The sequence below is a fragment of the Geothermobacter hydrogeniphilus genome (genome assembly GCF_002093115.1).
Classification (GTDB): Bacteria; Desulfobacterota; Desulfuromonadia; order Desulfuromonadales; family Geothermobacteraceae; genus Geothermobacter_A; species Geothermobacter_A hydrogeniphilus.
In genome coordinates, this window is record NZ_NAAD01000010.1 from 25883 (window position 1) to 46679 (window position 20797).

The following is a 20797-nucleotide window of genomic DNA, read 5'->3' on the forward strand; positions in this document are numbered from 1 at the left end:
AGAACAGAGAGTTTGACCTGAATCAGTGAGCTCCTTGTCGGCGTATAGCACAAAGTCATTGATCTGTCTGAGCTTGCCAAAAATCACCAGCGAACCTATGGGTGCGCTTCAGATTTTTGCAAAGCTCATTCAGGCCAAGCACTTGCACTCTCCATCCAACAGAAGCTCACTGATTCAGGCTTGGATTATCTCTTGGTGTCCTTGGTGTCTTGGTGGCAGATTTATTGTGCCCAAGGTCGTCAACCCTGGGCTTTCATAATCCGCTGCAGGACGTAATTCAGAATCCCGCCATTGATGTAATAGCGGATCTCGTTTTGCGTATCAAGCCGGCAGAGGACCGGCACCTCCTCGCTGCGGCCATCGGCGCGGTGGATAACGATGATCAGCTCCTGGCCGGGCTCAAGCGGCGCGGACTGGTCGGACAGATCGAAGGTTTCGCTGCCGTCCAGACCCAGGGTCTCGCGGGTCATACCGTCCTTGAACTGCAGCGGCAGCACCCCCATGCCGATCAGGTTGGAACGGTGGATGCGCTCGTAGCTCTCGGCGATCACCGCCTTCACCCCGAGCAACAGGGTTCCCTTGGCCGCCCAGTCCCGGCTGGAACCGGTACCGTATTCCCTGCCGGCGACAATCAGCAGCGGCGTGCCCTCCTGCTGGTATGCCATGGCGGCCTCGAAGAGGGTCGTCACCTCGCCGTCGGGGCCGATGGAAAAGCCTCCCTCGGTCCCGGGCGCCAGCTCATTGCGCAACCGGAGATTGGCGAAGGTGCCGCGCACCATCACTTCGTGGTTGCCACGCCGCGAACCGTAGGAGTTGAACTCGACCGGCTCGACACCATGCTCACGCAGGTAGATACCGGCCGGGGTCGAGGCGAGAATCGCCCCTGCCGGCGAAATATGGTCGGTGGTGATCGAATCTCCCAGCTTTGCCAGCAGGCGCGCCCCGGAGAAGCCCTCCAGGCCGCCGGTTGCCGGTTCACGCAGGTCGAAGAAGGACGGCTCACGCACGTAGGTCGAGGCCGGATCCCAGGCGTAGGTCTCCCCTTCCGGAACCGGCAGCTCGCGCCAGTTCTCTTCACCGCTGAAGACATCGGCGTATTTTTCGCGGAACATCCCCGCCGACACCAACTTCACCAGTTCGGCGATCTCGGCGTCACTCGGCCAGATATCCTTCAGATAAACCGGGTTGCCCTCCCGGTCCTCGCCGAGCGGCTCCCGGTCGAGATCGATGCGGGTGGTGCCGGCGAGGGCGAAGGCGACCACCAGCGGCGGCGAGGCGAGCCAGTTGGCGCGGGTCTGGGCGTGAATCCGGCCCTCGAAGTTGCGATTGCCGGAAAGCACCGAGCAGACCGTCAGGTCACCGGTCTCGATCGCCTCGGCAATCGGCCCGGTCAGCGGGCCGGAGTTGCCGATGCAGGTGGTGCAGCCATAGCCGACCACGTTGAAGCCGAGGGTGTCGAGGTACTGCTGCAGCCCGGCCTTCTCCAGGTAGTCGGTGACCACCTTGGAGCCGGGCGCCAGCGAGGTCTTGACCCAGGGTTTCTGCCGCAGTCCCTTTTCAACCGCCTTTTTCGCCACCAGCCCGGCGCCCATCATCACCGCCGGGTTGGAGGTGTTGGTGCAGGAGGTGATGGCGGCAATCACCACGTCTCCCTGCTTGAGCCGGTACCCGGCGTCGGTGACCGGGACCTGTTTGCCTTCCTCTCCGGCCGGGATCGCCGTCTCGGTCGCCTTTCTCAGATCCACCAGGTTGACCCGGTCCTGGGGACGCTTCGGCCCGGCCAGGCTCGGCTGAACCGTCGCCAGGTCGAGCTCCAGCACATCGCTGTAGAGCGGGTCGGGGCCGTCATCAGAACGCCACATGCCCTGCTCTCTGGCATAGGCTTCGACCAGGGCGAGGGTCTCGTCAGGACGACCGGTCAGGCGCAGGTAGTCGAGAGTCACCTGGTCAACGGGGAAGAAACCGCAGGTGGCACCGTATTCGGGCGACATGTTGCCGATGGTGGCCCGGTCGGCGAGCGAGAGTCGCGACAGCCCCTCGCCGAAAAACTCGACGAACTTGCCGACCACGCCGAATGCGCGCAACTGCTCGGTGACCGTCAGCACCAGGTCGGTGGCGGTCACCCCCTCGCGCAGGGCGCCGGTAAAGCGGAAGCCGACCACCTCCGGGATCAGCATCGAAATCGGCTGACCGAGCATCGCCGCTTCGGCCTCGATGCCGCCGACCCCCCAGCCGAGGACCGCCAGGCCGTTGATCATGGTGGTGTGCGAATCGGTGCCGACCAGGGTATCGGGATAGGCGAATCTCACGCCGTCCCGCTCCTCACTCCAGACGGTGCGGCCGAGGTACTCGAGGTTGACCTGGTGGCAGATGCCGGTGCCGGGCGGCACCACCCGGAAATTGTCGAAGGCCGTCTGCCCCCAGCGCAGAAACATGTAGCGTTCACGGTTGCGCTCCATCTCCCGCTTGACGTTGTAGGCGAAGGCCTCCGGCATGGCGTACTTGTCGACCATCACCGAATGGTCGATGATCAGGTCAACGGGAATCCGCGGGTTGATCCGTTGCGGGTCACCGCCGGCCCGTTTGACCGCGTCGCGCATGGCGGCCAGGTCGACTACCGCAGGCACGCCGGTGAAATCCTGCATCAGCACCCGGGCCGGGCGGAAGGCGATCTCGTGGTCGCTGCGTCGTTCACTCAGCCAGCCGGCCAAGGCCTCGATGTCGGCGCGGGTGACCGTGTCGCCGTCCTCGAAGCGCAGCAGATTCTCCAGCAGCACCTTGAGGGTGAAGGGCAAGCGGTCGATCGTCCCGAAACCGGCCTCGGCGACCGCTTCGAGGGCGTAATATTGATAGTCGTTGCCGCCGACTGAAAGAGTACGGCAGGCATTGAAGGTCTGTTCTCTCATGGATTGTCTCCCGGACTGGATTTGACTTCACCCCCATTCTACCAGATTCGACAGGGGCTACAGTGCCCTGACACTTGTATTTCCGGGTATAATCCTGCAAGCTTGCGAAATCTATCTATGCCGCCAAGACGCCAGAGACGAACAGGAAAGTCAAACACTCATTTAAACGGAAGACGTGAAGAGAAAATCTTTTAGACCGACCAAAACAAAGGCAATTTGCCACCAAGGCGCCAAGAACACCAAGAAACCCTGTTCCCAGGGCTCTTGGCGGGCTTAATGGCTCTGCGATTCACCTCATCGTTTTTCGGGCTTTATCTGCAAACTGCTTTTGGGTTTTCTCTACGGTCTCTCCCGCTCTGCGCCTTTCCGTTAAAAAAGATTTTCTTGGCGCCCTTGGTGCCTTGGTGGCCCAAGATTTTCCGGAGATGACAATGCTCGAAACCATCCGCCAGATCTTCACCGAAACCTTTCTCGGCATCCCTTTGAGCCGCGTTGCCGCCGCCCTCGGGGTGCTGATCCTCGCCCTGCTGGTGAAAAAACTGATCGGCCAGTTCTTTCTCCGCATCCTCTTCCCGCTGGCCGGGCGCACCCGGGGAGAATACGATGACCGGGCGCTGCAGGCACTGCGCAAACCGGCTGAATTCCTGGCGGTGATCGGTGGGCTCTTCATCAGCCTGCAGCTGCTGCAGCTGCCGGTCAAGCCGGTCAACCTGAACCTGTTCGGCAGCGCCCTCATCAAGGTGCTGGTAACCTTCAACATCGCCTGGGTGCTGTTCAACCTGGTCGACGTCCTCGACCTGCTGCTGGGCCGCTGGGCGGGCAGAACCGAAACCGATCTCGACGATCACCTGGCACCCTTCATTCGCAAGTCGCTGCGGGTTTTCATCGTCGCCATGGCGATCCTGATGGTGGTGCAGAACCTCGGCTACTCGATCTCCGGGCTGCTCGCCTCACTCGGCATCGGCGGCCTGGCGGTGGCGCTGGCCGCCAAGGATACCCTGGCCAACATCTTCGGTTCGATCATGATCCTGCTCGACCGCCCCTTCGGCCTTGGCGACTGGATCAAAACCGGGGACCTGGAAGGGACCGTTGAAGAGGTCGGCTTCCGCTCAACCCGCATCCGCACCTTTGCCAAGACCCTGATCACCGTCCCCAACTCGGTGATCGCCAACCAGTCGATCAACAATTTCAGCCGGATGCCGAAACGGCGCATCAAGCTGACCGTCGGAGTGACCTACGCCACAACCCCGCAGCAGATGCGGGACGCGGTCGCCGCCATCCGCGAGATGCTGCGCAGCCACCCGGCCATCAACCAGGACTTCTGGCTGGTCAACTTCACCGACTTCGCTCCTTCGTCCCTCGACATCATGGTCTACTGCTTCACCACGACCACCAACTGGGGCGAGTACCTCGACGCCCGCCAGGACGTCTGCCTGAAAATCATGGATATCCTGGAAGAAATGGGACTGCAGATCGCCTTCCCGAGCCGGACGATCTACCTGGAGAACAAAGCCGCGGATATGGAGATGGCAGAAGCTGAAGAAAAAACCTGAAACGCACCCACAGGTACGCTGATGTTTATCGGGAGACTCTGGCAGGCCGGTGACTTGCGCAATCCGACGACAAGGGATTCACTGATTCAGGAATAAAACCGGAAATCGTGGCAGGCGGCCCACTTGAAACATTCTCCCGAAGTCCTATATTTTTTCAAAAGGAGGTGCATTGAGGAGATGCCTGTTCAACCATCCGATCCCGGTCGCAACTGGCCGGACCGCCACCCGCAACTGGCCCCGTTCTGCAAAAGTGACAACCGCCGCGCATTGTGGCAGGTTGTCAATACCGTCGGCCCCTACCTGCTGCTCTGGTCCCTGGCGGTCAACAGCATCGAAAAGAATGCTCCCTGGCCGTTGACCGGACTGATACTGATCTTCGCCGCCGCCTTCCTGGTACGGATTTTCATCCTCTTTCACGACTGCGTCCACGGCAGTTTTTTCACCGCCAGAAAAGCCAACACCTTTTTCGGCTACCTCTTCGGCCTGCTGGTCTTCACCTCCTTCGAAGACTGGCGGTTCACGCATCTGCGTCATCATGCGACTTATGCCAACCTCGATGCGCGCGGCTTCGGCGACATCTGGACCATGACGGTGGAGGAATATCGGTCCAGCTCGCGATGGAAGCGCCTGGGGTATCGTCTTTATCGCCATCCCCTGGTGCTGCTCGGTCTGGGAGCGCTGTTCAATTTCCTGCTGCACAACCGCCTGCCCGACCGCCGGGCCCGCCGACAGGAAGCCATGAGCGTGGCCCTGACCAACCTGCTGCTGTTGGCCATTGCCCTGATCGCCGGTGCCACCATCGGCTGGCGCACCTACCTAATCGTGCAGTTGCCGGTTCTCTGGCTGGCCGGTGCCATGGGGATCTGGCTTTTCTACGTGCAGCACCAGTTCGAAGGGGGATACTGGGCTCGCAAAGAAGACTGGGACCCGCTCCGGGCCGCCATGGTGGGAAGTTCCTTCTACCAGCTGCCGGCCTTATTCGACTGGTTCTCGGGACACATCGGCTACCATCACATCCACCACCTCAAACCGCGCATCCCCAACTATTTTCTGCCCATCTGCCAGCGAACCATACCCGCCCTGAAGCAAAAACGACCGATACGGCTGCGCCAGAGCCTGTCCTGCACCAGGGTCAAGCTCTGGGATGAGGCGGCTGGACGCATGGTTGATTTTTCGGGGGAGACTCCTGCCACGGGCAACTGAGGAATGAAGGGCTCCAGGCGTTCAGAAAGGCTGGGGTCTGCTGCGGACCGGGAGACCGCTCAATCCGCCGCAACCTCAATCTGCTTCGGCTTGCCGGCCGGCTGTTTGGGCAGCACCACGCGCAGGACACCGTTTTCACAGCGGGCACTGATCTCTTCTTCACTGATGCCGGGGGGCAGGGCGAACATCCGGCTGAAGGGACCGTAATTCCCTTCAACACGCTGAAAGCCTTCTTCCTGCGGCAGATGCCTCTCTCCCGCGACGACCAGCTGATGATCCTCGACCTGCAGGGTGATATCCTCCTGCGGGACACCGGGAAGCTCCAGACAGAGGACAATCTGCGTTTCGTCTTCGTAGATATCCGTCAGCGGCTGCCAGGGGATCGCCTCGGGCAGCTTTTCCTCGACCAGGGCACGATCTTCGCGGGACATCTCATCCATCCTCCGGCGCAATTCTTCCAGTTCGGGCAGGGGATTCCATCGGACCAGCGGCATGATTCTTCTCCTCCAACGCAAGGGGGGGGGCTATTGTCCACCAGCCGAGCCCGGTTTGCAAGCCTCGGAGAGCTGGTCCCGGGCGGACATCTCCACCTGTCCGGCAGCGAAAAGACGCTCCAGGTTGATCTCCCGCTGCTCCGGATCGGCAACGAACTCCCGGATCGCCTGCATCCGCCGACGGATCTCCTGTTCGCAGTGACGACGCAGATCGGCCAGGGTCTGTTCAAGACGCTTCTCACAGCGCGGATGAGGAACGCCGTGCGCTTTGTCGAGCTCCATCTTGATCCGTTCACGGTGCAGCTCCTGCAGCTGCCGCAAGGGTTCGTCACCGAAATAAAAGACCTCCGGCACCAGCGCCGAAAAGCTGACCACCCCCTGGATATTGCGTCCTTCGACCCGGTAGGCCTCCAGCAGCTCCGGCTCGAAATCGAGATAATTCGGCTGCGGCATGAACATCCGCGGCAGGTACTGCAACACCTTTTCAGCCTTCTGGCGATGCCCGCCGATGATCACCGAGGCGCCGACTTCACCACGTTGCGAACCCTTGGTCCAGGGCGCGCCGGTGATGCCGAAATCGTTGAGTACCGGCAGATAGATCAGGACCGAGAGGGTGTTGATCGCCAGAGCGAAACCGGCCGATGGGCCACCGACGCTGTAGGACGCCGAAAGCAGCTGGTGATGAAGGGTGTAACCGTCGAGATAGGCACCGAGCAGCCGGGAAACGTTGAACTCGGGGCAGAGCGACTGCAGGTAATTTTCCACCAGGGTGAGTGCTTCCTGCGCGCTCTGTCGGGTCATCTGCACCGCCAGATCCATTTCGGCGGCCCCCGGCGCCGCTGATGAAACCGCGCCGGTGACGACGATTTTTTCCGGAAACATGCGATAGACCAGCGACGAGGCGATCGGCAACAGCACGCCGCTGGTCTCGTTGGCGCCGACCCCGACCACGAAGCCGACCTGCGGTTCGTTGGAGAGTTCGGTTTCGAGAAACTGGTCGAGATCCTGTTTGCCCTTGCGGGTCGGGCTGGCGGCGAGCTGCTGACGGGCCGACTGCAGGTGCCAGGTACTGACCGGATAGCTGCCGTCTTCCTGGTAATGCCCCAGCTTTTCGGCCGCAGGAGCCAGGCAGCGGAGCAGTTCCTCCTCACCCTGTCGGGCCTTCAGGGCCAGCGTATTGTCCCCGGCGGAGCCCTCCAGCAGACCGAGCAGAATCTTGTAATTGAAACGCACGAAACGCGCCCGGTCAGCCTCGCTGCCGCGCACCGCGGCCTGCAGTTTTTCAATCACCTCGATTTCAGTGGTACGCAGACTGCGGATCTTTTCGGCGAAGGCGGTGAAATCGGCCGGGGTTTCGCAGAGCCCGCGCGCCGAACGGACAATTTCTTCGTGGCTGAGGTTCTCCTCCAGGGGGATGCCGGCCATCTCCTTGCGGATGATGCGCAGGGCATCCTCGTCACGCAGATGACCGGTGACATTGAGCACCTTGAGCCGCTTGGAACGGATCAGCGCCGGGTCGAGGATATCGAGCCGGTTGGTGGTCAGCACGGTGAAAACCCGGTTGAGGGGCGCTTCGCCGTCGATGATGGAGAGGAACTTGTTGGTCACCTTGTCGTAGGGACTGCCCCCGGTCGGACTGCGGCGCGGGGCGATGGCGTCCCCTTCGTCGAAAAAGACCATCGACGGCGAAAGCATCTTGGCGATGTCATAGGCCCGTTCGAGATTCTCCACCATCCCCTCCAGCGGCGACATCGGGTCGGTCAGGTCGTTGAGGTTGACCACCAGGTCCTGCACCTCGCGATTGTCTCCCAGCCAGGCCTGCACCATGTAGGTCTTGCCCGATCCGGGCGGCCCGGTCAGCACCACCCCCTTCTCCTCGTTGACGTTGTAGTAGAGGGAGTTGTTGGCCATTTCGGAGAACTCGTTCTTGATGGTGCCGATATACTCCGACCACTGCACCGAGCGATCCATGTGCCCGACCAGCTTGTTGTAAAGGGATCCATGGACATTGCGCGCCACGGCCTTGAGGGCGTCACGCACCAGAAACTGGTCATCGAAGTAGACCGGATCGAAGTCCCCCTTGAGGCTGATGATCGAATGAATCAGCCGCCGCACGTAGGCGGGAATCATGCGCAGTGAACGTTCGCGAAAAATCGGCGCCAGCTTTTCGACGGTCCGCTCAAGGGCACTCTCCGGAACTCGGTTTTCTTCGAGGCGGTCGGTTTCAAAAGTAAAATTGTGCCGCCGCAATTCCATCCGCACCACTTCCTTCAGGTTCTCCGGATCGCACCAGTAGTCGCCGATATCGATCACCAGCCCGCGCTCGACAAAACGCCGGTAGATGGCCGGGTCAAATTGTTCCGGCTGATCGGTGGTGGCAATCAGCAGACAGTCCCGGCGACCGAAGGCGATCTCGTCGAGGATGATGTTGGCGGCATCGACCAGGGTCGACTGCTGCCCCTTGACGGCACTCATCTGGTCGGGCCGGCCGAAGGCACTGTGGGCTTCCTCCAGGTGGCGGATGCAGGTCCGGCGCGGGTCCCCCATCGCCTTGCGCAGGTAATTGCCCGGCTCCCCCGCCCAGGCGGTCTGGTAATCGTTGGGGGTGATCATGGCGAAATCGACCGGCACCCCTTCTTCTTCCAGGTTGGAAAGCGCCTGGCTGATACGTTTGCGATAGAAATACTTGATCAGCGGCAGATGGGAGAGGAACCGCAGCAGTTCCAGCTTATGCCGTCGCTCGATGGCGACCGCCAGCTCGAAATCGACCTCCTCGAGACTGCGCCAGATCGGCTGATCGGCCAGAACTTCCTCGCGCTTGGCCTGCAGGTCGAGCACCGGGCGGACCTCGTTCTGGAAGATCGCCTGCTCCACCGCCTCCTTGACAGTCACGCTTTTGCCGCTGCCGGAAGAGCCGATCACCAGCACCAGCGGCGTACGCGGCACCTGGGGATCATCACTGTATTCCTTGAGAATATGAGCGTGGTAGATCTTCTTGAAAAGATCACACAGAGCAGGAGGGACAAAAATATCGGAAGTGCGTTTTTCCAGCAGGAAACGCAGATACTGGTAGTCGTGCCAGTCGAGTTCGCGGTCGAGAATCCGCTCCCAGGTGGCGTTGGCGCTTTGTGAACCGGAGACCTCGATGCGCCGCCGCCAGTCGGAAAGCCGCTCCGGATCGCAGAGATGAACAAACTTCCGCTCCCGGGGCCAGAAGACGCTGTGCAGCCAGATGGGAAAGGTTTTCAGAATCGACCGCGAGGGCGTGTACTGGTGCAGGCGACGCAGAACGAAACGCTGGGTTTCGAAGCTCCAGGAATCGACCAGCCCCTCAATTTGCGCGATTCGCTGCTCGGAGAGCCTGACGTAGATCGGGCTGCGGGTTTTGCGGTATCTGCTCATGCCGCTGCTCCACCTTTTCAACATTCACCCGGCTGGTCGGCAGGACCACCGGGATACCGCCATTGGTGTTGTTGAGAACAAAGGTATTCTGGCCGGACTGGTTCTTTTCGTAGGCGGTCGCCCACTTCTGCTGGTTGAGAAACTGGAACAGGGCGCGATTGTCATCGGCCGTCATACCGAGAGCGGCACGGAACTGCCGAATCGAATCACTGTAGGCGGCGTAGAGCTTGCGGGTCCGGCTCGCTTCCTGGTCGGCGGCGTAGTTCTCCGCCTCGGCGATCAATTCGCGACGTTTTTTCTCTTCACTGGCGGCGGCCAGTTTATCGCCGAACCGGGTGTCACGGAGAATAAACGAAACGATTTCAATCCCGTACTTGTCCTCCAGGGTCGGCCCGCCCTTGTTGATCGGCCGCTTCTTCAGATCGATAAAAATTTCTTCCTTGATCCGTTCACGTTTGGAGATCAGGTCATCGACCATGTTGGCCTGCATGACATCCTTGACGATGCCGTCGAAATCGTTCTGCAGCAGGCTCTGCGGCGACTGGTTCTCGATTCCCCAGCGTTCCAGGTCACGAATGCGGTAGGTCAACATGGCACTGGTCCAGAGGGCGACATTCCCCTGCGAGACGATGCGCACCGGCTCCGGCCGCCCGCCGAGGTGCATCTCCTGGTTCATCAGCGGCACTTCCAGTTCCAGACGGGTGAAAAAGGGCAGGCGGCCGTGCCAGCCGACTTCATCGACCACCCGTCGCTGACCGCCGAGATCCTCCAGAATCACGGCATAGTTGCGCCGTACCTTGTAGAAGGTCTTGGTCGCGTAGACCAGCGCCACCAGGCCGTAGAGCATCAATCCGGCAACCAGCAGCAGGACGACGCGCTTGATGAAATTCTTCACCCGCGCCCGCTGCAGCAGACGATAGCGTTGTTCCTCTTCCACTCTCCCACCTCCGGGTCAGCAGTGGGTGAATTATACCATTTTTTCGAGACCTTACCCGGAGACCGAAAGACGGGTGGATTGTCCCGCGCCCCCCCCTGTGCTAATTTACCCGCATCAGCCATCTGTCCCGCATCAACCATCTGTCATCCAGGGAGGGAATCCATGCCCAGCAAGGTTTATTTTGCCGATCTGCGCAGCGGCTATCGGGAAAACCTGTTCGACAAACTCACCCGTCTGCTGACTGAAGCCGGCCTGACCGATCTGTTCCAGCGCGGCAGCCTGGTGGCGGTCAAGGTCCATTTCGGCGAAAAGGGCGGCCATGCCTACATCCGGCCGACCTTCCTGCGCCGCATCGTCGATATCCTGCGTGACGCCGGGCACAAACCCTTCCTCACCGACTCCAGCACCCTCTACCCGGGGGAACGCAAGGAAGCGATTTCCGCCCTGCGCTGTGCCATCGAAAACGGCTTCGACTTCGCCGTCGCCGGTGCGCCGCTGATCATGTGCGACGGGCTGCGCGGCCACAGCGCGCGGCGGGTACCGATCAACGGTGAACTGCTGCGGGAAGCGGAAATCGGCGCGGAGATTCTCGAGGCCGACGGCCTGGTGGTGGTCAGCCATTTCAAGTGTCACGAGCTGACCGGCTTCGGCGGGGCGATCAAGAACCTCGGCATGGGCTGTTCCAGCCGGACCGGGAAGATGGAACAGCACTGCAATGTCGCGCCGACGGTCAAGGAGGAACGCTGCACCTCCTGCGGCGCCTGCCTGCGGGTCTGCGCCCACTCGGCCATCAGAGCGGTGGACGGCAAGGCCCGCATCGACCCCGAAAAATGTGTCGGCTGCGCCCGCTGCATCACCATCTGTCGGGATACTGCCATCAGCATCAACTGGGGGGCCGAATCGAATCAGGTGATGAAAAAAATGGCCGAGTACGCCCTCGGCGCGGTGAACGGCAAGGCGGATCGTGTCCTGTTCGTCAACTTCGTCACCCAGGTCTCCCCGCTGTGCGACTGCTACGGCCACACCGACGCGCCGATCGTCCCCGACCAGGGGATCCTGGTCAGCAGAGACCCGGTCGCCATCGACCAGGCCGGTGCCGACCTGGTCAACCGGGCCGAAGCCCTGCCGGGAACCGCCCTGGTCACCAACCTGAAAGCCGGCGAGGACAAGTTCCGCGGCCTGCATCCCGAAATCGACTGGGAAGTCAGTCTCGAACACGGCGAAAAGGTGGGGCTGGGAAGCCGAAAGTACCGGCTGGAGACGCTCAAGCCGAAGGGACGGGACTGGTAAGACGTGAGATGGGAGACGTGAGACGTGAGATGGGAGATGGGAGATGGGAGATGCGGGGTTACGGCGTTTGGTCGTGAGCTGAGCGCAGCTTTTCCGCCAGTTGCTGCAGGGCCTCGCGGCCGGCCTCACCGCGGAAACCGAGCAGGCCGACCAGCCGCCAGTTGTCACCGCCGCGAACCAGGCCGACGGCCCGCGGACGCAGCAGCATATTGATGAACAGGCCGAGCATCAGCACGATGCAGCCGGCCCAGACCAGCGGCGCGCCCGGATCGCGGGAGAACTGGAAGCCACCGTAGAAACGGCCCGACGGGTCGCGGTCGAAGGCGGTCTGGTAGATGGTGATACCGCGATGCACCAGCGGCTGGTTGACTTCGATGACTCCCTGCCGAACCACCCTGCCCCCCTCCAGGATCGACACCTCGCTGTGCAGTTGCTTGAGAACCGGATCCCGATACGCCAGCGGGTAGAAAATCATGCCGCCGACCTGGTTGTCCGGGTCCTTGACGCCCGCCGTCACACGATACTCCGCGACAACTTTCCCCTCTTCCAGGATCTTCAGTTCGAGACGCTGCACAAAGGGGTCAAAATGCGTCACCTCGGCCTGCCAGCCGGCACGCGGCAGGTCAACCCGCTCCCCTTCTCTGGTGGTGTACTCACGCAGGGTCTTTTGGCCGGCGGCATCCATAACCGCAAAACGCAGATCAATGGGATAGAAGCGCGGCTCAAAGTGGTCGAGACGAAAAGCGAAGCCGAGCGGGCGGTCCGTGCCGGCATCCCAGTCAAAAACGGTGGAGCTGGAATCACCGACATAGATATTCAGGGTGCCGACGAATCCGGCGCCGCTGAGCAGCGCCCCACCCATGATCGCCAACAGCGAGCCATGAATGATCAGCACCCCGTAGCGACCGATGCGCCGCCGCCAGGCGAGGATCCTGCCGTCAACAAGCCCTCCCCGATACCCTTCTCTTTTCAGCAGGTCAAGCAGGGTTCCGGCCTCTGCCTCAAACGGCAGCCGGCAACCGCTGTCGGTCTCTTTGCACAGTTGCTCGCCCAGTCGCTGCCGGTCCCGCAGACGCCGCATCAGCAGCCGCAGGGTACAGACAATCAGATTGAACGCCAGCAGGCCCAGCAGCAACCGGAACCAGGGGGTCTGGTAGAAGAGTTCGTAGCGGAAGACATCGAGATGGGTATCACGCGACGGCCAGATGGTGCCGAAGACAGCCACCAGCGCCAGGCCGAGCAGCAGCACCAGCGCCAGGCGCAGGGAAGAGAAAAAATCGAGCAGTCTGTTCAGCATCGGTTCAGCCCAGTGGTGTTTCCAGGGGAGTATGCTACAATCCGGCGACCCGCGGGATTCTAACATCCCGCCCCATAACAGACAACATGGAGGAATAAGACAGTGGAAATGAAGATCAGTTTTCCCGGCGGCGTCGCCGTGCAGGCCGACTACAAGGGCTTCAGCATTCTCAGCGACCAGCCGGAGGCCAACGGCGGCACTGACCAGGCCCCTTCGCCCTTTGACCTGTTTCTGGCCGCCCTGGGCAACTGCGCCGGCTTCTTCGCCCTGCGCTTCTGCCAGCAGCGGCAGCTCGACACCAACGGTCTACAGCTGACCCTTGAAGGCGACTGGGATGCTGCGACACACCGACTGGCCAAGGTCAATATCACCATTCACCTGCCGGAAGGTTTCCCGGAAAAATACCGGGCCGCCATCATCAAGGCGACCGACCAGTGTGCCGTCAAGCGGGCGATTCTCGATCCTCCGGAGTTCAGCGTAAAAACGCTGACCTGAATCAGTGAGTCCCTTGTTCTCCCGTCACCTGCCGCTGTCGATCACGAAGGGGCAGGTGACCACCAGCCCCGCCGGACAACATCCGGGCTGTTGTTCCCGACAAACTTTTTTTCCGTCCCGAGAATTTACCGTCCCTTTTCCCTTGACCTGAAGCCAAACTGCCGTTATTTTTGCTAAAGTTTTTTAGTCGGATTAAAATCATCTTCCGGTTGAAGAAATGCTTTTTCAACCCAGGAGCCTGTCGACGGCCCGAAATTCTTTTCGCAGTATCTCTTTTTTCAGCCGTGAAACCTCCTCCAGAGTTGGCTGGTTCCCCAAGAAAAGAGATCGCTTTGCGACCCCCCCGGTTATCCCCAACCGGGGGTTTTTTTTATTCAAGAGGTTCGAGGTTCGAGGTTCGAGGTTCGAGGTTCGAGGTTCGAGGTTCGAATAAGCAGAACAAAACCTTGAAGTTCGAACAAGCAAAACCCCGAGATGCGAACGAGCCTGTTCTCGCCTCTTGGGTCAGCTCCTTCGAAGTTCGAGGGGGACAGTCCCTCTCCTTAAAGGGACTGTCCCCGTACACCGTTCCAGGGCTGATCAAAAGTGCCCGGATGCAAGGCGTCCGCCCCCCGCGGAATAAGGAGTACCGAAAGGTACGTCGTTGACGCGGGGGGGAGGACAACGCAGCAGACGGGTGCTTTTCATCAGCCCGCTACCGCCCCAGGCAGGTGTCGAGCAGGTATCGGGCGATGGAGCGCCGCGGCGGCAGATCGGGCAGCGCGTCGAGAGCGAACCAGCGCGCGTCCTCCAGTTCCTTCTCCTCGACCCGGATCTCTCCGCTGACATATTCGGCCCGAAAGCCGACCATCAATTGGCTCGGGAAGGGCCAGGCCTGGCTGCCGATGTAACGGATATCGGCAATTTCCACCCCGGTTTCCTCGCGTACCTCGCGCGCCACGGTTTCCTCCAGGCATTCGGAGACATCGACAAAACCGGCCACCAGGCTGTAGCGATTGGGCGCCCAGTCGGCCTTGCGGGTCAGCAGCACCTCGCCGGGACGCTGCACGATGACGATAATGCAGGGATGGATATGCGGAAAATGTGTGCTGCCGCATCCCCGGCAGCTTTTCCCCCATTCTCCCGGCAGCCGCTCCAGCACCCCGCCGCAGCGGGCACAGCAGCGGCTGTTTCGCTCCCAGTGGTTGAGCTGCAGGCCAAGACCGCCGAGGCTGAGCATTTCCAGCGGCAGGTGCGGTCTGCCCGTGGTCAGCCCGGCGGCACTCATTCCCGGCGGCAGGCTCAGCTCCCGCGACAGGATACGCAACCGCAGCGGCTGCCCCTGCCAGAGGCCGAGGAAGAGATCCCGTCCCTTACCAGGCGGCAGTGCCGAGGTGGTCGCAGGCAGCAGCGGCTGCTCCGGCGAACCGGCAAAGACCAGGTTCGGACCCTGCAGGGCCAGCAGCACCCCGTCCCCGCCGGGATCGACATCCGGCGTCAGCAAATTGAAACAACCCGCAAGACGGGTACGGTTGAAAGGCAGGTGCAGAGGCGAGGAGTAGCTGTCAGGCAACATGAGAGGGACTCCGGTTCAGTTCTGTCGCAATGCCTCGACCGGATGCAGCCGCGATGCCTTCCAGGCCGGGTAGAGACCTGCCAGCAACCCGGTCAACAAGGTCACCAGGTTGGCCAGCCAGAAATCTCCCGGCCGCAGCAGCGCGTGCAGAACGTGGCTGGTGGCAAAGTAGCGGTTTGAACTGGTCAGGGCGGTCAGGTCAAGGCCATGCACCGCGAACCAGGACGCTCCGGCCCAACCGGCCAGACCACCCACCAGGGCACCACAGAGACCCAGCAGCAGGGACTCGGCAACCACCAGTCGGACAATCCCGGCGGGCCGCATGCCGAGGGCCGCCAGGATACCGAACTCCCGATAGCGTTCAAAGACGGTCATGGTCATGGTGTTGGTGATGCCGAGGGCAACGATGAAAAAAACGATCAGCACCAGCAACCGCATGGTGCCGTCATTCAACTCGATCAACTGGCTGACATCGGGGGCGATGCGATCCCAGCTGTCAACCCGGTAACGATCGGAATCGAGAACCGCCGCAAGGCGCGCGATCTGTTGCTGTTCTTCCCCGGACGGGACCCACACCGCGATCTCACTCACCAGGCCGTCAGCCCGGAGCAACGCCCGGGTCGCCGACAACGTCAGGAACAACTGACCGCGATTGAAGCCCGCCAGGTCCGTACGAAAAATCCCGCCGACCTTGAACCTTTTGGCCGCCGGGCTGCCGAGCAGCGAGCGAACCATCAGTTTCAGTTCATCACCGACGCCGACCCCGAGAGCCGTGGCCAGTTCGGCGCCGATCAGCAGTTCATCCCGCCCGCCGAGGTAGCTTCCGGACTGCAGGCGGGAGGCGATGATGGTCAGCCGTGCTTCCCGTTCGGGGTCCACGCCGGAGAGCAGCACCGAAGCGCTTCCCCCCGGCCCGATCACCAGTGCCGGCGCCTTGAGGCGCGGAGCATAGACCAGGCCGAGGCGATCGAGCTTCCGCAACAGCTCAGGCAAAGCCGGCAAGGGACTCAGGGTCATCCGGTTGGGGCGATAGCCGGCCGCATGAATCTGAAAGGAACCGGTATCGAGCTGAACGGTACTGGCGACCATTTCATGGTGCAGTCCCGCCTTAAGGGACTGAAAGAGGATCAGGCAGAAAAGGCCGAAGGCGATGGCCGCCACCGTCAGCAGCGACCGGCGCAGGTTGCGACGGACGTTGCGCGCCGCCAGCCGCCAGAACAACGGGCCGTTCATGCCGCCTCCGCCTTGCAGGCGGTAAAGAAGGAGACCAGACCGTAGACATGGTCGACCCGGCGCACATCGAGCAGGCCGGCTCCCCGCATCAGGTCAGGCAGGTCGCCGCGCAGGTTGTCGACCAGCTCCTTCTGCACCAGGACCCAGCGCGCCCCCCAGCCCATCAACCAGCCGACCGGAGTGGTGGGCCGATCGACATCGGCCGTCACCAGCGTTCCACCCGGCTTGAGAACCCGCTCCATCTCGGCAAAGGCGCGTTTCTTCAGCCCGGTGTCGATGTGGTGGGTAAACATCGAATTGACCACCAGGTCGAAACTGGCATCGGGAAAGTCAAGCGCTTCGGCCACACCGGGATAAAAACGGGCCGGGACTCCGGCGGCCGCCGCCTTGCGGCGGGCGATCTCGATCATCTTCGGCGCCGCGTCGATACCGACCGCCTCCCCGGGAGCCTGCAGCCGTCCGGCCACCAGCAGCGTCAGACTGCCGGTGCCGCAGCCGACATCGAGGATCCGGTCTCCGGGACCGAACTCCATGTAATCGAGGGTTTTTTCCCGGAACCGGCGTTCCCGGCCGAAGGAGAGCCCCTCGATGATCGGATCATAGAGCCAGGCGACATGGTCGAGATCACGCCCCCTGGTTTTCGGTTCATGGGTCATCGCCGGCCTCCAGGGTCATCACGAAACAGTTGTCGGCAGGCCACAGGGAAAGCAGCTTCCCCACACCACGCAACCGGAAAAGGTAACGGATCAGCCGCAGCGCGTCCCTGTTGCCGAGCCAGAAGCCGGCTTTTTCCAGCTGGGCGAACCCGGCCAGGGCTTCGCCGACAGCCCGGTGCATGACCCGCTCCACCGACTCGCGGAAGGCCCCTTCCACCGGCTGCGTACCCTCGGCGCCGGTCAGCAGTTCCTCCAGGCGCTGCCGCTCGACCGCGGTTCCCTCGAAACGGACCGAAGAGACCAGGTAGTTGTGCCGCCGATCAACGATATCCTGGTAAAAATCGGTCAGATCATCGATGACCTGCAGGGCCATGCCGATGCGGAAAATCCCCTGATCTGCCTCTTCAAGCGCCGAAAAACAGTCCTTTTCGATCATCCGCGGCGCGACGAAGGCGAGCCGCAGCAGGTTGCCCCCCTTGTGGACATGGACCGATTCGAGAATCGCCTCCGGGCTGAGGATATCATGAACGCCCCCCTCTTCGGTCGCTTCCTCCCCGCCGATCGGCACCATCGCCTGGAAGATCTTCTGCTGAACCAGCTGACGCTGTTCCGCATCCAGCATCCCCTGCAGCACCGCCTCATCCATGACCCGAAACAGGAAGCGGTCAAACAGCAGGATATGCATCACGCTTTTGAAACGGGTCGCCTGCTCGGGAAATTTGAGCGGCAGCATTTCCTTGTACTCATCATCGAGCAGGTTGTCGGTACCGGTGACAATGCCGCGGATCGCGTGATTGATGACACCATAGAGCAGGCGCCGTTCCGCGGGAATGCCGATCGCCTGGTAAATCGCCAGAAAAAGAATGGAGAAGACATTGCGCTGGGCATACCGCAACGGGTTGACCGGCAGGCGGGTCGGTTTCAGGTAACCCTGCTCAAGGGTTTCCTCCAGCAGGAGCAGAACTTTTTTCTCCACCTCGCGATGCTCACGAACCGAGGGGAGCAGATGGCGCAGATTCAGCAGGGTCATAAGTCAGCCATGTCCGGGCGGCCGGGGAATCAGCAGCGGCACCCGGTCGCGATAGTTGAGGTAGTCGTCCCTGAAGCGCTTCACCAGCAGGTGTTCCTCCCGCCGGCGCAGGAATCGCAGCTGCAGAACGATAAACAGCGGATAAGAAAACAGCAGCATCCCCCATGAGCGGCAACCGAGAACGACCCCCAGGGCGGCGAGGTCGTAACCGAACCACATCGGGTGCCGACACCAGGCGTAGATACCCTCGGTCACCAGTCTTTTCGGCGGCGCCTGCGGGGCCGGGGTCCCCTCACCCCAGCGGGCAAAATCATGGGTCGCCCGACCGACAATCCAGATGCCGCAGGCGACCAGCAGAGCGGCGGCGATCAGTGTCGCGGACCGGTACGGCCAGCGCGCCCAGCCCAGCAGCCAATCGAACAGCAGGCCGCCACCGATAACCGCCGCCGGCAGCCACAGCCAGTAAAGCAGAGCAGCCCGCAGCTGGAAGGAGAAAATCTCTTTCTTCCAGTATCCCATATCAGCGCCTTTCACGCGGAGCGGACACCACCAGGCCGACTCAAGTCGGCCCATAAACGGGGGGATTGTGGTCTGCACCCCCTGCATTTGTCAACTGCTCCGGTGGTGTATCCTGTTACGACCGGGTATGCTTGCAGCATGGGATACCGGCTCCGCAACCCGTCCACAGCGAATCAACGTCCCGGCAGGCTGCTGGCCGTCGGTGATATCCATGGCTGCGATCAGCTGCTACGTGAACTGCTGGCGCAGGTGGAACCGACGGAGCACGACCAGCTGGTCTTTCTCGGAGACTACATCGACCGCGGCAGCGGCAGCCGCCGGGTCATCGAACAGCTGCTGGCACTGCGACAGGCCTTCCCGCAGACCGTCTTTCTCAAGGGCAACCACGAACAGATGCTGCTCGCCTACCTGGCCGGCAACGATGAAGCTCTCGATTTTCTGGCCAACGGTGGCGGCCGTACCCTGGAGAATTACCGGACGGCAGGTCAGCTCAGCATCCCCAAAGAGCATCTCGACTTCTTTATCGCCCTGCGCAACCGTTACGAAACGGAGGATTTCATCTTCGTTCACGCCGGCCTGCGACCGGGAATTCCGAGCGACCGGCAGAGCGAGGCGGATCTGCTCTGGATCCGCTCCGAATTCCTCGACAGCGACTACGACTGGGGAAAAACCGTGGTTTTCGGCCACACGCCGCAGACCAGCCCGATCCTGACAACAAACCGCATCGGTCTCGATACCGGAGCCGTCTATGGACGGCAGTTGAGTTGCTGCGATGTCCTGACCCGAAAAATCTGGACCGCCGGTTGAGACCTGGCAGGGGGTTGAAAAAGTCACGGTCCCCAGGAGTCGGACTATCCGGGCTGATCAAAAATGTCCAGATGCAAGACGCCCTCAGCTCTGCGGGATAAGGCGTACCGGAAGGTACGTCATTGACGCAGGGATGAGGGCAACGCCGCAGATGGGCTTTTCATCAGCCTGCTGAAGTCCTACCCCGCCACCGGTCTCCGCAGCAGATCGCCGGCGGCGGTTCCGGCCGGCAGCTGCAGCCACACCCGGAAATTGGCGTGGGCCGCGGACAGGGATTCGCCGTCCTCGGTCTCGATCCGCTCCAGTACCAGGGTCTGCTGCCGCATCCGTGGACCGATTACCTCGATCTGCTCCCCGACCCGGAACCGGTTGCGGCCCTCCACCAGGGCACGCCCGTTCGGGTCAGCCGACAACACCACGGCGACGAAATCGCAGGCCCGCCGGTAGCGGCTCTCCCCCGCTTCGACCACCGGGTCTTCGCGGGCAAAGAGAAAGCCGCTGTCGTAGGGACGATGACTGACCTTGTCCAGCTCCTCCAGCCAGAGCGGATCGCAGTGCCAGCCCTCCGGATCGGCCTGCCAGGCATCCAGCGCCCGGCGGTAGACGCGGGTCACCGCCGCAACGTAGTAACGGCTCTTCATCCGTCCCTCGATCTTCAGGCTGTCCACTCCAGCAGCCAGCAGCACCGGCAGATGCTCAACCAGCCGCAGATCGCGGCTGTTGAACAGATAGGTTCCCCGCTCATCCTCTTCGATCGTGTGATATTCGCCCGGCCGCAGTTCCTCCTCCAGCCGGTAGGACCAGCGGCAGGGCTGGGCACAGGCGCCGCGATTGGCGCTGCGCCCGGTCAGCGCCGCTGACAGCAGACAACGTCCCGACCAAGCGACGCACATGGCACCATGGACAAAGGCCTCCAGTTCAAGGTCGGTTCCGGCGCGGATGGCGCGGATGTCGTCGAGCGACAACTCGCGCGCCAGATTGACCCGGCTGACTCCCGCAGCCTGCCAGAAACGAACGGCGGCGGCATTGGCGGTATTGGCCTGGGTCGACAGATGAATCTCGCGCCGCGGATCGAGCTGCCGGACCAGAGCCAGCACCCCCGGATCAGCGACGATATAGGCATCCAGGTCGAGGGGACGCAATTCTTCGAGATAGGCCTGCAGGTGCGGCCATTCGCCGGTCCGCGGAGTGGCGTTGAGCGTCAGGTAAAGTCGCACGCCATGCTCGGAACAAAGCCGACGGGCCTGACGCAACTGATCAAGGTCGAAATTCCCGGCCTGTGACCTGAGACCGTATCCGGGGCCGCCGAGATACACGGCATCGGCGCCGAAATAGATGGCGCTGGCCAACTTCTGCGGATCGCCGGCCGGCGCCAGCAGTTCAATCTTCTTCATTCCCTCATGTCCCTTGAATCTGAATA

At 61.8% G+C, this 20797-nt stretch carries 16 protein-coding genes; 5 read left to right on the forward strand and 11 right to left on the reverse strand.

Annotation, left to right across the window (positions count from 1 at the left end):
* Window positions 1-239: 239 nt before the first annotated feature.
* On the reverse strand, window positions 240-2906 hold the full coding sequence (gene acnA, locus B5V00_RS08955; protein ID WP_085010443.1) for an aconitate hydratase AcnA: 2667 nt from the start codon (window positions 2904-2906) through the stop codon (window positions 240-242).
* A gap of 431 nt (window positions 2907-3337) precedes the next feature.
* Between acnA and B5V00_RS08960 the strand changes: the two genes are divergently transcribed.
* Together B5V00_RS08960 and B5V00_RS08965 are read left to right on the forward strand one after the other, a co-directional pair.
* Complete coding sequence (locus B5V00_RS08960; RefSeq protein ID WP_172399686.1) at window positions 3338-4459, forward strand: mechanosensitive ion channel family protein; 1122 nt, start codon at window positions 3338-3340, stop codon at window positions 4457-4459.
* Between the two features lie 177 nt (window positions 4460-4636).
* Window positions 4637-5662 carry a fatty acid desaturase gene (locus B5V00_RS08965; protein ID WP_085010445.1) on the forward strand — a complete coding sequence of 342 codons (1026 nt, stop codon included), beginning with the start codon at window positions 4637-4639 and terminating at the stop codon, window positions 5660-5662.
* A gap of 59 nt (window positions 5663-5721) precedes the next feature.
* Here the strand turns inward: B5V00_RS08965 and B5V00_RS08970 are convergent, their stop codons facing one another.
* The 3 genes from B5V00_RS08970 to B5V00_RS08980 are packed head-to-tail and all read right to left on the reverse strand — an operon-like array spanning window position 5722 to window position 10495.
* The gene (locus tag B5V00_RS08970; RefSeq protein ID WP_085010446.1) at window positions 5722-6156 is read right to left on the reverse strand and encodes an Hsp20/alpha crystallin family protein; all 435 of its coding nucleotides are present in this window, start codon (window positions 6154-6156) and stop codon (window positions 5722-5724) included.
* Between the two features lie 30 nt (window positions 6157-6186).
* Window positions 6187-9558 (reverse strand): AAA family ATPase, encoded by a 3372-nt coding sequence (locus tag B5V00_RS08975; RefSeq protein ID WP_085010447.1) that lies wholly within the window; start codon window positions 9556-9558, stop codon window positions 6187-6189.
* Entirely contained in the window at window positions 9488-10495 is a 1008-nt protein-coding gene (locus tag B5V00_RS08980) for an SPFH domain-containing protein (protein WP_245803940.1), read from the reverse strand. Before B5V00_RS08980 ends, B5V00_RS08975 begins: the two co-directional genes overlap by 71 nt.
* Before the next feature lie 162 nt (window positions 10496-10657).
* Here B5V00_RS08980 and B5V00_RS08985 point away from each other — a divergent pair, with 162 nt between their 5' ends.
* Window positions 10658-11785: a DUF362 domain-containing protein gene (locus tag B5V00_RS08985; protein WP_085010448.1), complete on the forward strand. Its 1128-nt coding sequence runs from the start codon at window positions 10658-10660 to the stop codon at window positions 11783-11785.
* A 58-nt stretch (window positions 11786-11843) separates the two neighbouring features.
* On the opposite strand, the gene B5V00_RS08990 is transcribed toward B5V00_RS08985, so the two are convergent.
* Window positions 11844-13082, reverse strand: a complete 1239-nt coding sequence (locus B5V00_RS08990) for a cytochrome c biogenesis ResB family protein (RefSeq protein ID WP_172399687.1) — start codon at window positions 13080-13082, stop codon at window positions 11844-11846.
* 108 nt (window positions 13083-13190) lie between these two features.
* On the opposite strand from B5V00_RS08990, the gene B5V00_RS08995 reads away from it, so the two are divergent.
* Window positions 13191-13577, forward strand: a complete 387-nt coding sequence (locus B5V00_RS08995) for an OsmC family protein (RefSeq protein WP_085010540.1) — start codon at window positions 13191-13193, stop codon at window positions 13575-13577.
* 694 nt (window positions 13578-14271) lie between these two features.
* Here B5V00_RS08995 and nudC read toward each other — a convergent pair.
* The 5 genes from nudC to B5V00_RS09020 are packed head-to-tail and all read right to left on the reverse strand — an operon-like array spanning window position 14272 to window position 18570.
* On the reverse strand, window positions 14272-15132 hold the full coding sequence (gene nudC / locus B5V00_RS09000; protein ID WP_085010450.1) for an NAD(+) diphosphatase: 861 nt from the start codon (window positions 15130-15132) through the stop codon (window positions 14272-14274).
* A 15-nt stretch (window positions 15133-15147) separates the two neighbouring features.
* Entirely contained in the window at window positions 15148-16365 is a 1218-nt protein-coding gene (locus B5V00_RS09005; RefSeq protein WP_085010451.1) for an ABC transporter permease, read from the reverse strand.
* Complete coding sequence (locus tag B5V00_RS09010; RefSeq protein WP_085010452.1) at window positions 16362-17021, reverse strand: class I SAM-dependent methyltransferase; 660 nt, start codon at window positions 17019-17021, stop codon at window positions 16362-16364. Before B5V00_RS09010 ends, B5V00_RS09005 begins: the two co-directional genes overlap by 4 nt.
* Complete coding sequence (locus B5V00_RS09015; RefSeq protein ID WP_085010453.1) at window positions 17011-18051, reverse strand: hypothetical protein; 1041 nt, start codon at window positions 18049-18051, stop codon at window positions 17011-17013. Before B5V00_RS09015 ends, B5V00_RS09010 begins: the two co-directional genes overlap by 11 nt.
* Before the next feature lie 3 nt (window positions 18052-18054).
* Window positions 18055-18570 (reverse strand): methyltransferase family protein, encoded by a 516-nt coding sequence (locus B5V00_RS09020; protein ID WP_172399688.1) that lies wholly within the window; start codon window positions 18568-18570, stop codon window positions 18055-18057.
* A 138-nt stretch (window positions 18571-18708) separates the two neighbouring features.
* On the opposite strand from B5V00_RS09020, the gene B5V00_RS09025 reads away from it, so the two are divergent.
* Window positions 18709-19377, forward strand: a complete 669-nt coding sequence (locus B5V00_RS09025) for a metallophosphoesterase family protein (RefSeq protein WP_085010455.1) — start codon at window positions 18709-18711, stop codon at window positions 19375-19377.
* A gap of 179 nt (window positions 19378-19556) precedes the next feature.
* Here the strand turns inward: B5V00_RS09025 and B5V00_RS09030 are convergent, their stop codons facing one another.
* Window positions 19557-20771, reverse strand: a complete 1215-nt coding sequence (locus B5V00_RS09030) for a peptidase U32 family protein (RefSeq protein WP_085010456.1) — start codon at window positions 20769-20771, stop codon at window positions 19557-19559.
* Between the last annotated feature and the right edge of the window lie 26 nt (window positions 20772-20797).

Excerpts from the sequence above, each read along its gene's own strand:
- B5V00_RS09030 (WP_085010456.1), bottom strand. The coding sequence starts at position 20,771 with ATGAAGAAGATTGAACTGCTGGCGCCGGCCGGCGATCCGCAGAAGTTG.
- B5V00_RS09015 (WP_085010453.1), bottom strand. The coding sequence starts at position 18,051 with ATGACCCTGCTGAATCTGCGCCATCTGCTCCCCTCGGTTCGTGAGCAT.
- B5V00_RS09025 (WP_085010455.1), top strand. The coding sequence starts at position 18,709 with ATGGGATACCGGCTCCGCAACCCGTCCACAGCGAATCAACGTCCCGGC.
- B5V00_RS08990 (WP_172399687.1), bottom strand. The coding sequence starts at position 13,082 with ATGCTGAACAGACTGCTCGATTTTTTCTCTTCCCTGCGCCTGGCGCTG.
- acnA (WP_085010443.1), bottom strand. The coding sequence starts at position 2,906 with ATGAGAGAACAGACCTTCAATGCCTGCCGTACTCTTTCAGTCGGCGGC.
- B5V00_RS08960 (WP_172399686.1), top strand. The coding sequence starts at position 3,338 with ATGCTCGAAACCATCCGCCAGATCTTCACCGAAACCTTTCTCGGCATC.
- B5V00_RS09005 (WP_085010451.1), bottom strand. The coding sequence starts at position 16,365 with ATGAACGGCCCGTTGTTCTGGCGGCTGGCGGCGCGCAACGTCCGTCGC.
- B5V00_RS09010 (WP_085010452.1), bottom strand. The coding sequence starts at position 17,021 with ATGACCCATGAACCGAAAACCAGGGGGCGTGATCTCGACCATGTCGCC.
- nudC (WP_085010450.1), bottom strand. The coding sequence starts at position 15,132 with ATGTTGCCTGACAGCTACTCCTCGCCTCTGCACCTGCCTTTCAACCGT.
- B5V00_RS08965 (WP_085010445.1), top strand. The coding sequence starts at position 4,637 with ATGCCTGTTCAACCATCCGATCCCGGTCGCAACTGGCCGGACCGCCAC.
- B5V00_RS08970 (WP_085010446.1), bottom strand. The coding sequence starts at position 6,156 with ATGCCGCTGGTCCGATGGAATCCCCTGCCCGAACTGGAAGAATTGCGC.
- B5V00_RS08985 (WP_085010448.1), top strand. The coding sequence starts at position 10,658 with ATGCCCAGCAAGGTTTATTTTGCCGATCTGCGCAGCGGCTATCGGGAA.
- B5V00_RS08975 (WP_085010447.1), bottom strand. The coding sequence starts at position 9,558 with ATGAGCAGATACCGCAAAACCCGCAGCCCGATCTACGTCAGGCTCTCC.
- B5V00_RS08995 (WP_085010540.1), top strand. The coding sequence starts at position 13,191 with ATGAAGATCAGTTTTCCCGGCGGCGTCGCCGTGCAGGCCGACTACAAG.
- B5V00_RS09020 (WP_172399688.1), bottom strand. The coding sequence starts at position 18,570 with ATGGGATACTGGAAGAAAGAGATTTTCTCCTTCCAGCTGCGGGCTGCT.